The organism is Cerasibacillus quisquiliarum (assembly GCF_014202495.1).
In the GTDB taxonomy this organism is placed as follows: Bacteria; Bacillota; Bacilli; order Bacillales; family Amphibacillaceae; genus Cerasibacillus; species Cerasibacillus quisquiliarum.
The window spans coordinates 89,484-101,418 of record NZ_JACHHA010000002.1; the positions used below are offsets into that span (position 1 = coordinate 89,484).

At 35.8% G+C, this 11,935-nt stretch carries 10 protein-coding genes; 2 read left to right on the forward strand and 8 right to left on the reverse strand.

The window, feature by feature from the left end; translation table 11 throughout:
- Nucleotides 1–60: 60 nt before the first annotated feature.
- The 6 genes from HNQ35_RS03120 to HNQ35_RS03145 form a co-directional block, all read right to left on the reverse strand.
- Nucleotides 61–1,329, reverse strand: coding sequence for a dihydrolipoamide acetyltransferase family protein (locus HNQ35_RS03120; protein ID WP_146937094.1), 1,269 nt, complete (start codon nt 1,327–1,329; stop codon nt 61–63).
- Nucleotides 1,330–1,359: 30 nt separating this feature from the next.
- The gene (locus HNQ35_RS03125; protein ID WP_146937092.1) at nt 1,360–2,343 is read right to left on the reverse strand and encodes an alpha-ketoacid dehydrogenase subunit beta; all 984 of its coding nucleotides are present in this window, start codon (nt 2,341–2,343) and stop codon (nt 1,360–1,362) included.
- Between the two features lie 13 nt (nt 2,344–2,356).
- Nucleotides 2,357–3,349 carry a thiamine pyrophosphate-dependent dehydrogenase E1 component subunit alpha gene (locus HNQ35_RS03130; RefSeq protein WP_146937090.1) on the reverse strand — a complete coding sequence of 331 codons (993 nt, stop codon included), beginning with the start codon at nt 3,347–3,349 and terminating at the stop codon, nt 2,357–2,359.
- A gap of 33 nt (nt 3,350–3,382) precedes the next feature.
- Nucleotides 3,383–4,804 (reverse strand): dihydrolipoyl dehydrogenase, encoded by a 1,422-nt coding sequence (gene lpdA / locus HNQ35_RS03135; RefSeq protein ID WP_146937088.1) that lies wholly within the window; start codon nt 4,802–4,804, stop codon nt 3,383–3,385.
- Nucleotides 4,805–4,832: 28 nt separating this feature from the next.
- On the reverse strand, nt 4,833–5,909 hold the full coding sequence (gene bcd / locus HNQ35_RS03140) for a branched-chain amino acid dehydrogenase (RefSeq protein ID WP_221261418.1): 1,077 nt from the start codon (nt 5,907–5,909) through the stop codon (nt 4,833–4,835).
- A gap of 94 nt (nt 5,910–6,003) precedes the next feature.
- Nucleotides 6,004–7,743 (reverse strand): sigma-54 interaction domain-containing protein, encoded by a 1,740-nt coding sequence (locus HNQ35_RS03145; protein ID WP_146937084.1) that lies wholly within the window; start codon nt 7,741–7,743, stop codon nt 6,004–6,006.
- A 134-nt stretch (nt 7,744–7,877) separates the two neighbouring features.
- On the opposite strand from HNQ35_RS03145, the gene HNQ35_RS03150 reads away from it, so the two are divergent.
- Entirely contained in the window at nt 7,878–8,108 is a 231-nt protein-coding gene (locus tag HNQ35_RS03150) for a DUF2627 domain-containing protein (protein ID WP_146937082.1), read from the forward strand.
- 86 nt (nt 8,109–8,194) lie between these two features.
- Nucleotides 8,195–9,544 (forward strand): aspartate kinase, encoded by a 1,350-nt coding sequence (locus tag HNQ35_RS03155; protein ID WP_146937080.1) that lies wholly within the window; start codon nt 8,195–8,197, stop codon nt 9,542–9,544.
- Nucleotides 9,545–9,584: 40 nt separating this feature from the next.
- Here the strand turns inward: HNQ35_RS03155 and spo0A are convergent, their stop codons facing one another.
- Complete coding sequence (gene spo0A / locus HNQ35_RS03160) at nt 9,585–10,367, reverse strand: sporulation transcription factor Spo0A (RefSeq protein ID WP_146937078.1); 783 nt, start codon at nt 10,365–10,367, stop codon at nt 9,585–9,587.
- A 147-nt stretch (nt 10,368–10,514) separates the two neighbouring features.
- A complete protein-coding gene (gene spoIVB / locus HNQ35_RS03165; RefSeq protein WP_146937076.1) occupies nt 10,515–11,792 on the reverse strand; it encodes a SpoIVB peptidase in 1,278 nt (425 codons plus the stop codon).
- Nucleotides 11,793–11,935 lie beyond the last annotated feature (143 nt).

Below are 11,935 nucleotides of genomic sequence, written 5' to 3' on the forward strand. Positions count from 1 at the left end.
ATCTAAACTATTAACAATATAAGCTTACCAAGTTTAGAATGAGAATTCAATTTTTAACAATTAATATATTGAAATCGTATCTTTGTTCATGTTTTCCAAAATCTCTTTTATACGAGCTAGGAATTGCCCACATACTAAGCCATCTAAAATGCGATGGTCAAGTGATAAACAGAGATTAACCATATGACGAACAGCAATCATTCCATCCACTACAACAGGTCGTTCGACAATCGATTCAACTTGTAAAATAGCTGCTTGTGGGTGATTAATCACACCCATTGACTGCACACTGCCAAAAGAGCCTGTATTATTTACCGTAAATGTACCACCTTGCATATCATCTGGCGTTAATTTTCCTGTTCTAGCTTTAGTTGCTAATTCATATATCGATTTAGCTATTCCTTTAACACTTTTATCATCCGCATGTTTAATAACAGGAACGAAAAGCTCGTTATCTTTAGCAACTGCAATTGAAAGATTGATATCTTTCTTTTGAATAATCTTATCCCCTGCCCACATACTATTGATTTGTGGAAATTCTTTTAATGCTTGAGCGACAGCTTTAACAAAAAAAGCAAAATATGTGAGATTGAAGCCTTCCTTTTCCTTAAAGCTTTCTTTAACCTCATTGCGATAATTCACTAAATCTGTCACATCGACCTCGACAGTCATCCAAGCATGTGGAATTTCTGTTTTAGAACGGACCATATTATCGGCAATGACTTTTCGTACACCTGTTACAGGTATTTCTTTATCCCCTAGTTGAGCATCTGGTAAGCTAGAAGGAGTTGGCTTTTCTATAGCTGATATAGCTTTTGTTTCTTCTACAACATGTTGTGTTCGTTTCGAATCTGTTGTTTGTGTGATTTTTCCACTTGCAATAATTCTTTCTATATCTTTACGAGTAATTCGACCGCCACGTCCTGATCCTTCAACTTGAAGTAGGTCAATATTATGTTCTTGTGCTAACCTTAAAACAGCTGGGGAATAGCGCTTTTTCATCGATTGTCCACTTTGAGATTTATTATTTGTGAGCGTTTCTTCCTTCGTATCAGCTAATTTTGTATCTGCGACCATTTCTTCTGAATCAATAACTTCAATGGTGCAAATTAATTCACCTACTTTAAGTGTATCACCTTCATTAGCAATCAATTGTTTAATCGTACCTGTAAATGATGACGGTACTTCAGCATTCACCTTATCTGTCATCACTTCAGCGATCGGGTCATATTTATTCACATGGTCTCCAACTTGAACGAGCCACGTATTAATCGTACCTTCTGTGACACTCTCTCCTAATTTAGGCATTGTAATTTCCTTGATTGCCATATAAAAACCTCCTTCTAAAATGTATAGTCTTTAAAATTCAGCTAAATCACGGATAGCTGCTTCTATTTTATCTTCATCGATTACAAAGAATTGCTCCATCGGTTGGGCATATGGCATAGCTGGGACATCTGGTCCAGCTAAACGTTTAATTGGTGCATCTAAGTCAAATAAACAATTTTCAGCAATAATAGCCGATACTTCACTTATAATACTTCCTTCTAGATTATCTTCTGTAACTAATAAAACCTTGCCAGTTTTCTTTGCCGCTTCAATGATCGCCTCTTTATCTAAAGGATACACTGTCCGTAAATCGAGAATATGTGTATCAATTCCTTCTGCCTGTAACTTTTCCGCTGCTTGTAAAGCAAAATGTACGCAAAGACCATACGTGATAACAGTGACATCAGAACCTTCACGCTTAATATCTGCCTTACCAATTGGTAAAACATAATCTTCTTTAGGCACTTCTTCTTTCAATAAGCGATACGCACGTTTATGTTCAAAAAATAATACTGGATCATTATCCCGAATAGCTGCTTTTAACAAACCTTTCACATCGTATGGTGTTGATGGCATCACAATTTTTAAACCCGGCTGATTAGCAAAAATTGCTTCAACAGATTGAGAATGATAAAGACCACCGTGAATACCCCCACCATATGGTGCACGAATGGTAATCGGACATGACCAATCATTATTAGAACGGTAACGGATGCGTGCTGCTTCAGAAATAATTTGGTTTACAGCAGGCATAATAAAATCAGCAAACTGCATTTCTGCAACAGGACGTTTTCCATACATCGCAGCACCAATTCCGACACCTGCAATAGCTGATTCAGAGAGCGGTGTATCTAAGACACGATACTCTCCAAATTGTTCATATAAGCCTTCAGTAGCTTTAAACACTCCACCTTTTTTACCGACGTCTTCCCCGAGAATAAATACATTTTCATCACGAATCATTTCTTCTTTTAAAGCAGTTGTTACTGCTTGAATATATGTCATGACTGTCATAAGTTCTACCCCCTTATTCTTCATAAACGTATTTTAATGCGTGATCTGGATCTGCAAATGGCGCATTTTCAGCATAATCCGTCGCTTTATTCACCTCATCATTTATTTCAGACTCAATTTTGTTTAGTTCTTCTTCTGTTAACACCTCTTCATTCTTTAAATAGTTTGCAAATGTAATAATCGGATCACGTTGTTTTGCTTTCTCAAGCTCCGTCAAATCACGATATTGTCTATCATCATCATCGCTGGAATGTGCTGTAAAACGTGTTGTCAACGCTTCAATTAATGTTGGACCTTCTCCACTTATAGCGCGCTCTCGGGCTTCCTTGACTACTTCATACACTGCTAATGGATCATGTCCATCAACCGAAATACCTGGCATACCATAACCAATCCCGCGGTCGGCTACACTTTTACAAGCTAATTGTTTTTCTAGTGGTACTGAAATGGCGTAACCATTATTTTCAACCATCGTTATAACTGGCAATTTATGGACGCCAGCGAAATTTAATCCTTCATGAAAATCACCTTGGTTCGATGATCCTTCACCTAATGTTACAAATGATACAAAGTCCTTACTCTCCATCTTGGCAGCTAAGGCTACACCGACAGCATGTGGAACTTGCGTGGCCACTGGCGATGAACCTGTTAAAATGCGATTTTTTTTCTGACCAAAGTGACTTGGCATCTGTCTTCCACCAGAATTAGGATCTTCTGCCTTAGCAAAAGCGGCTAACATTAAATCTGTCGCTGTCATTCCAAAAGCTAAAACAACACCTAAATCACGATAGTACGGCGCTACATAATCATGCTTACGATCTAACGCAAATGCAGCCCCAACTTGCGCAGCTTCCTGCCCTTGACATGAAATAACAAACGGTATTTTACCAGCACGATTTAATAACCACATTCTTTCGTCAACTTTTCTAGCTAATAACATTGTTTTATACATTTCAATGACATCATCATTTGTTAATCCTAATGATTTATGATGAGTTTTTGACATGAATATTCCCTCCTTTAAATTTATCCAACTGACCTATCCATGTATTTGTATACCTTCAACTGCTAATGCAGCTTCACCGAAAATTTCCGATAATGATGGATGTGGATGAATCGTTTTTGATATCTCCCAAGCGGTTGCATCAAGCACTTTAGCTAATCCCGCTTCTGAAATCATATCTGTCACGTGCGGACCAACCATATGAATACCTAATACATCTTCCGTTTTTTCGTCGGTAATTATTTTTACAAAACCATTTGTATCACCAAAAACGAGTGCCTTACCAATTGCTTGAAAGGAAAACTTTCCGACCTTTATGGAATATCCAAATTCTCTTGCTTCTTCTTCAGTTAATCCAACACGTGCAACTTCAGGATGTGAATAAACACAACTAGGGACATGGCTATAGTTTATTGGAAAGCTTTGTTTCCCTGCCATATGTTCAACTGCAACAATACCTTCGTGGGATGCGACATGAGCTAATTGCATCCCGCCTATGACATCACCAATAGCATAAATATGTGACTCTCTCGTTTGGTACCATTCATTTGTTTTAATAAAGCCATTTTCAACGATAATTTTTGTATTATTAAGACCGATATTTTCTATATTTGCCTTTCTACCTACAGAAACGAGTAGTTTTTCAGCTTCTAATGAGATTGTTTCATCAGAAGTTTTTGCTTCAATTAATATTCCATTATCTTTCTTTAAAGTTTCAGGTAGTATCTCTGTATTCGTTAATATGTTAACCCCTTTTTTCTTTAATTGACGTGTTACTTCTCGAGCTATGTCACGATCTTCTGTTGGCAAAATTTGCGATAAAAATTCCACAACCGTGACTTCCACCCCGAAATCAGCTAACATTGAAGCCCATTCAATCCCTATAACACCACCGCCTACAATAACTATAGACTTAGGGAGTTCATCCATTTCTAATGCTTCATCCGAAGTTAATACAAACCGTCCATCAACTTCTAGTTGTGGTAATGTCTGTGGACGAGACCCTGTTGCTATCAAAACATTTTTAGGAATTAACATTGTATTTTCCGATCCATCTTCATATTCAACCGAAATGGTACCCGGCATAGGTGAAAAAATACTTGGACCTAGAATTCGACCTATTCCTTTATAGACATCGATTTGGCTTTTTCTCATTAATCCTTGAACGCCTGTGTGCAATCGTTCAATAATTTTACTTTTCCTATCCTGTACCTTTAAAAAATTTAATGTTACATTCGATGTTTCGACACCGAATTCACCTGCTCGTTCTGATTGTCGGTAAACTTCTGCACTTCTTAACAACGCTTTTGATGGGATGCACCCTCGATGTAAACACGTCCCACCTAGCCGATCTTTTTCAACAACAGCAACTTTCATCCCAAGTTGTGATGCACGTATAGCAGCTACATAGCCACCGGTTCCCCCGCCGAGAATAACTAAATCATATTCTTTTGACATTAACTAGCACTCCTATTCATTAAAAGTTTTATGATCTTCTACTTAAAATATGGTGTTCATTTAATAAAAATTGGCTACGTGACTGTTTCTTCATAGCTATACGTTCTTCTGCCATTCGATCTGCGGCAATATATGATGGAATTTGATCACGCTTAGATATTTCGAACACCCGACCTAACGTATGATAAATTGTTTCCACTTTTTTCAAAGCACGCTCTTCATTATAACCTTGCAATTCATCTGCTACATTAATAACTCCACCTGAGTTTATAACATAGTCAGGTGCGTAAACGATTCCCATCTCATGGAGCATATCACCATGTCGTGCTTCTTTTAATTGGTTATTTGCTGATCCAGCTACTACTTTTGCTTTTAAACGTTTTAATGTATCATCATTTATTGTCGCGCCAAGTGCACACGGTGCATAGATATCACAATCAACATCATAAATATCATCGGGATCCACTGCTTCTGCTCCAAATGATTCGACAGCTAATCGAACCGCTTCCTTATTGATATCCGTGACTATAAGTTTAGCTCCTTCATTATTGAGATGTTTACATAAGTTATAAGCTACATTTCCTACACCTTGTACTGCGATTGTTTTACCTTCTAATGAGTCATCCCCAAATGCTTCTTTAGCTGCCGCTTTCATACCTTTATAGACACCATAAGCTGTCACTGGTGAAGGGTTCCCAGAGGAATTAGCACCAGATGTCCCAGTAACATAATCTGTTTCAAGATGAATAAGATCCATATCTTCTTCTGTTGTTCCAACGTCTTCAGCTGTTATATATCGTCCATTTAAACCTTGAATAAAACGGCCAAATGCACGGAACATCTCTGGGTTTTTATCTGTTTTCGGATTACCAATAATGACCGTTTTTCCACCACCTAAATCTAAACCAGCAGCCGCATTTTTATACGTCATACCTCTTGCTAATCGAAGAGCGTCTTCAATCGCTGCTTCCTCTGTTTTGTAAGTCCACATACGTGTTCCACCTAAAGCAGGACCTAATGTTGTATCGTGAATCGCTATAATCGCTTTAAGTCCCGAATGTTTATCTTGACAAAAAACAAGTTGTTCATAATCATATTTTTCCATATCATTAAAAATTTTCACTACATCTCTCTCCCTTTTAAAAATTGGTAATGTAAGCGCTTTTATTTATGTGTAAAGTATTTCTTGTCACCCATTTTTATAAATCTTTGTCTTTATCCAATTCATATTTTTCTATTTTATAGTATAGGTTACGAACTGAAATACCTAATGCTTTAGCTGTTTTTGTCTTATTATAATGATTGACACGGTATGCATGCATGACATATTCTTTTTCAAATTGTTCCATTGCTTCTTCTAATGATTGAGTTGAATTTTTATGGGACTCGATTTTATGATATGAAATCGGATATGTCCAAAGGCTGGGTAAATGATGTTTTTCAATGATTTCTTCATTTGGCTTCATATAAATCATCGCACGACCAATTACATTTTCAAGTTCACGAACATTTCCTGGCCAATCATATTCCATTAATTTGTTTAATGCTTCTTCTGAAATGGATTTTACTTGACGACCATAATTTTGGTTAAGCCTTTTAATCATGTGCTCTACTAAATGCGGTATATCAGATAACCGCTTTATTAAGGGGGGTACATATATTGGAATACGATTTAATTGAAAATAAAGTTCCTCATTAAAATCCTCGATACGAATGGCTTTTTCTAAATTTTTATGGGTTGCCGCAATCATTCGTACATTAACTTTAATCGATTCTGTTCCACCAATTCTAACGATAGTCTGTTCTTGAATAACATGTAGTAGCTTTTTTTGTAAGCGGAGCGACAGCTCACTGATTTCATATAGAAAAAGACTCCCTCCATCAGCTTCTTCAATCAAGCCTTTTTTTCCACCAGGTTGAGCATCTGGAAAAGCATCCCCTACATATCCAAATAGTTCAACTTCTAACACTTTTTCGGACAATGTGGCACAATTAACACGAATAAACGGATAACTATGACGTTTACTTTCGTTATGAATGGCGTGAGCAATGAGCTCTTTACCAGTTCCCGAAGGTCCTCTTAACAATACAGGGACAGGTGCTTTCGCTGCAACTTTTGCTTGTTCTAAAGCTAATTTCATCTCATCAGAATGAGCAATAATATCAGAAAACCGATATGTCGCTTCAAGATTTCGAATACGTTCTTTTGCTTTTTTCAGTTCATCTGTTAGTGTTACGATTTCTGAGACATCATGAATCACACCGACACTACCACGAAGCTTTTGATCGACGATAACAGGTGCAACATTTACGAGAACTTCTTTTTTATTCGGTCCAACTTTTAAACGGACACCACGAACAGGTTGTTTCGTATTTAATACACGCATATGTACACTATCGCCTTCTATAATATCGATTGTTGCTGGTTTACCTATGACATCTACTTCTTGCAAACCCGTTATCCGGGTATATGCTGGATTCACATAGAGACCTTTTCCTTCATGATCGACAACACTAATCGCATCATCAAATGAATATAGAATGGCTTCAAGCATCGTTTTAACTTCTTTTAATTCTTCATGCTGGGTCATTAATTCATCTTGCTTTATTTGGCCTTCAATTTCTTTTCTGAGAATAAAATCATACATAAGCTGTGATAAAGCGTAAGGGATAATAGTTGTGTCCCCTCGTGGCGTGAATGATTGTTGAATTCTATGATCATCAATTGTCATGAAAACATAGTCAAATTTATTTTGTCTACTAATACAGTCTTTCCACAGGTGACAAGATGGTATATTGTGTTCTTTAGCGTAACGCATACCTGGTGCAGTCTGATCATAATCAAAAACTAAAATATCATCTATATACGTTAACGAATGAAGTAATTTTAGAAATGTTGTTCCCATTTGGCCTGCACCAATAATTAATATTTTTTTCATATCAACCTCCTCCTGCAAGGATCTGCACAGTTTCATCATACTTCAATCTGCAATATTTTTCAAATGAATTTTTAGCTTTTTTTAAAACATATCTGTTATACTATATATAGACAAAATGAAAAGGGGCATTAAAGGTGGGCAGAATCATTGCATTTCTATTACTATTAATACCCGGTGTATTATCTGTTATTGGAATTAAGCTCATGCGTGACACATTATTCAATGAGTTTCATCCAATTTTTCTTCATACAAGCATTCAATTTATTGTTGGACTCATTTTACTTGTAGGGGGCTTTATGTTCATCGGTGGTTTTATTGTGCATAGAGACCGAAAGAAAAATCTTATTACAAAAGAGAAAAAGTGATTTTTTAAAACCTTGCATCATGAAAGGTTTTTTTCTAAAAATGTGGTATGATTAAACATAAAAATAATAACCTGGGGAGATTTACAATGAAAGTAGTAAAGTTCGGTGGGACATCTGTAGCTGATGCGAAACAAATTAAAAAAGTCGGAAATATTATAAAGCAGGATGCGGAACGTAAATTTATTGTTGTTTCAGCACCAGGAAAAAGTGTTCAATATCCAAATAAAATAACTGATCAATTGATTGCATTTTATTATGCGGAAAATAAGCAAGATAAAGATTTCTATTTGCAATCTATTCTTGAACGATTTGATCATATGACACGTGAATTAGAGATAGATACGGCAATCGTATCTGAAATTGAAGCGACTATTGAAGCGATTTTACATCATGATAAAGATGAAGAACTAAAATTAGATGAAATAAAAGCAATTGGTGAAGATAGCTCAGCGAAGATTATAAGTTCATATTTACGGAAGATCGGTGTAGATGCGACGTATTTAAATCCAAAAGACGCTGGAATTATCGTCAGTAAAGAACCAGGAAATGCGCAAATATTACCAGAAAGTTACGACAATCTCTATCGACTTCGACATGAAACTGGTCGTTTTGTTATACCTGGTTTCTTCGGCTATACTCATACAAATGAATTGGTTACTTTCTCTCGTGGTGGCTCAGATATAACCGGTTCAATTGTAGCTGCAGGGGTTCGAGCTTCTTTATATGAAAATTTCACTGATGTTGATTCTGTTTATACGGTAAATCCAAATATCGTTCCTCATCCAAAAAAAATTGATATTTTAACATATAAAGAAATGCGTGAATTGTCATATGCTGGTTTTTCCGTTTTTCATGATGAAGCGTTAATGCCTGCTTTTAAATCTCATATCCCTGTAGCCATTAAAAATACGAATAACCCTGACAGTAAAGGTACATATATTGTTAGAAAACGTAAACACCATGAAGAATGTGTTGTTGGTATTGCAAGTGATACAGGATTTAGTAGTCTTTACGTTCGTAAATACTTGATGAACCGGGAAATCGGATTTGGACGAAAATTATTTTCCATCTTAGAAGATGAGGGTGTATCATTTGAACATGCCCCTTCTGGGATTGACGATATGTCAGTAATTATTAGAGACACACAACTGACACAAGAAAAAGAAAAAAACATGATTCAGCGAATTCAAACGGAGTTAAATCCTGATACCGTCCAATTAGAACATGGTTTTGCAATGATTATGATTGTCGGAGAAGGAATGATGAATACGCCTGGGATTGCACATAAAGCGACGACAGCACTTAAACAGGCTGGAGTTAATATTCGGATGATTAATCAAGGTTCATCAGAAGTATCCATGATGTTTGGTATTCTTGAATCTGATATTAATAAAGCAATCATTTCTCTTTATGATATGTTTTTTCAGCAAAAATAAAAAGCGAAGTTCTCAATCGAGGACTTCGCTTTTTTATCATTTATACAACATGATTTTCTAAGCGTAAACGGTCAGCTACCATTGCAATAAACTCTGAATTAGTCGGTTTTGTTTTCGTTGCACTGACTGTATAACCGAATATTTTAGAGATCGATTCAATATTTCCTCTATTCCACGCGACTTCTATCGCATGACGGATTGCACGTTCTACACGAGAAGATGTCGTGTTATATTCCATCGCAATTTTTGGATAAAGTACTTTTGTAATCGAGCCAAGAAGTTCAATATCATTATAAACCATTGAGATTGCCTTTCTTAAATACATATAGCCTTTAATATGAGCGGGGACACCAATTTCATGAATGACTGAGGTGATGTTAGCTTCTAAGTTTTTTATATTATTTTGTTTTCTACCGCTCGCACCATTTATTGAATGTGTTAAGACAGTTGGCTTTCCTATAGTTTGGCGAATTTGATCTGCCAAGTGATCAAGATCAAAGGGCTTTAGTATAAAATAGGATGCACCTAACTCCACCGCCTTTTTCATTACTTCTTCTTGACCAAATGCTGTTAACATGATGACATTTGGCATTTTAGTTGCTTTTGTTTTTAATTCTTGTAAAACAGCGAGACCGTCTAAATGAGGCATAATCAAATCAAGTACTAATACATCTGGCTCGATTTCTTTTAATAAATTAAGACAATCTTTGCCATTATTTGCTACACCAATGATTTCAATATCCCCTTGTGTTACAAAGTAATCCTTTAACATGCGAATTAATTCTTTATTATCATCAACTAAACATACTTTAATTTTAGACACTTTCCCTATTCCCCTTTCAAAAAAGTATAAACTATCTATAATTTGTATTCGACATAAAACAGATTAATCCTTCTTTTTTCTAAAGTTTTTGATGATTATAATGATTTATAAAAGACTTGTGGTCTAAAAGTACCACAAGTCTTTTTATCAACTCGCATGAGCCATTTCATTTCTTAAATCTATTCCTGTTTCCTGCAACATCCATTCAATATGGACACCATATCCTGAAGTCGGATCATTAACGAAAACATGAGTTACCGCTCCAATAATTTTATTGTCCTGTATAATAGGGCTTCCACTCATTCCTTGTACAATACCACCTGTTTTCTCCAATAACTTAGGATCGGTTACTTTAATAACCATGCCTTTTGTCGCAGGGCGTTTTTGAGGAATGGTACTTACCACTTCAACAGAAAATTCTTCTACTTTTTCTCCTTCAACTACAGTTAATATGGTTGCTGGACCGGGTTTTACTTCATCAGGTAAAGCGACTGATAACGGTTTATCATAATGGCCATTTGATATGTTCTTATCTAACTTCCCAAAAATCCCAAATGGACTATTTTTATCAATAGATCCAATTTTATTTTCCTTTATTGAAAACTGAGCTTGCTTTTCACCAGGTTCACCGCTGTTCCCTTTTTCGATAGATGTTACGGAGGAGCGCACAATTGTGCCATGATGGATATCAATTGGTTTTTTCGTATCCATATCAGATATAATATGACCTAAAGCTCCATACTTTTTTGTTGTTGGATCAACAAATGTCATTGTACCAATTCCAGCTGCAGAATCACGAATATATAGTCCTATACGATATTCCTTTTCCTGTTTATCTTTTATCGGGTGTAAAGTTGTATCTAATATCTCATTACCACGTTTCACAGTGACAGATAATGCTGTATCCTTCTTACCAGCTTCATCAACTAATGGCTTAATATCACTCATCTTTTTAATTTCTTGGTTATTAATTTTTAAAATGACATCACCAGTTTGAATATCAGCATCTTCACCCGGTGATTTAGTTCCAGCTTCAGTCGTGACAAGATGATGACCAACAACAAGAACACCACGTGTTTGCAACTGAACGCCAATAGATTGACCGCCTGGAATGACTTTTTTGTTCTCTAATACAGATAAATTGACTTTTTTAATAGGGAATCCATTAACATGATAAATGATTTCATCACTACCAACGAGTTGTTGGTCAAATTCATATTTAGATTTCGTTTGTGTCATTCCACGATCTTTTGCAGTTGCTTTTATTGAATCACTAATCTTTGGAAAAATTAATGGACTGTTTTCCTGCATGATCATCATTTCATTAGGAATAGATAAATACTTTTTAACAGGGGTTATAAAAGGAATGGTAAATAAGCAAACTAAAATCAAATAACCGAATAAAAACCGAATATTTACTTTCAATGTCTCACTCTCCTTCCTTTCAACCCACACCAATTTTTTTATATCTGTATTTATAACTTGACCTTTTCACTTGTTTTTTAAACGCGTTAAAGATAAGTAAAACAGTGTAAGTTTTCCTTTTTTAAAATAAAAAAGAGTTAGCT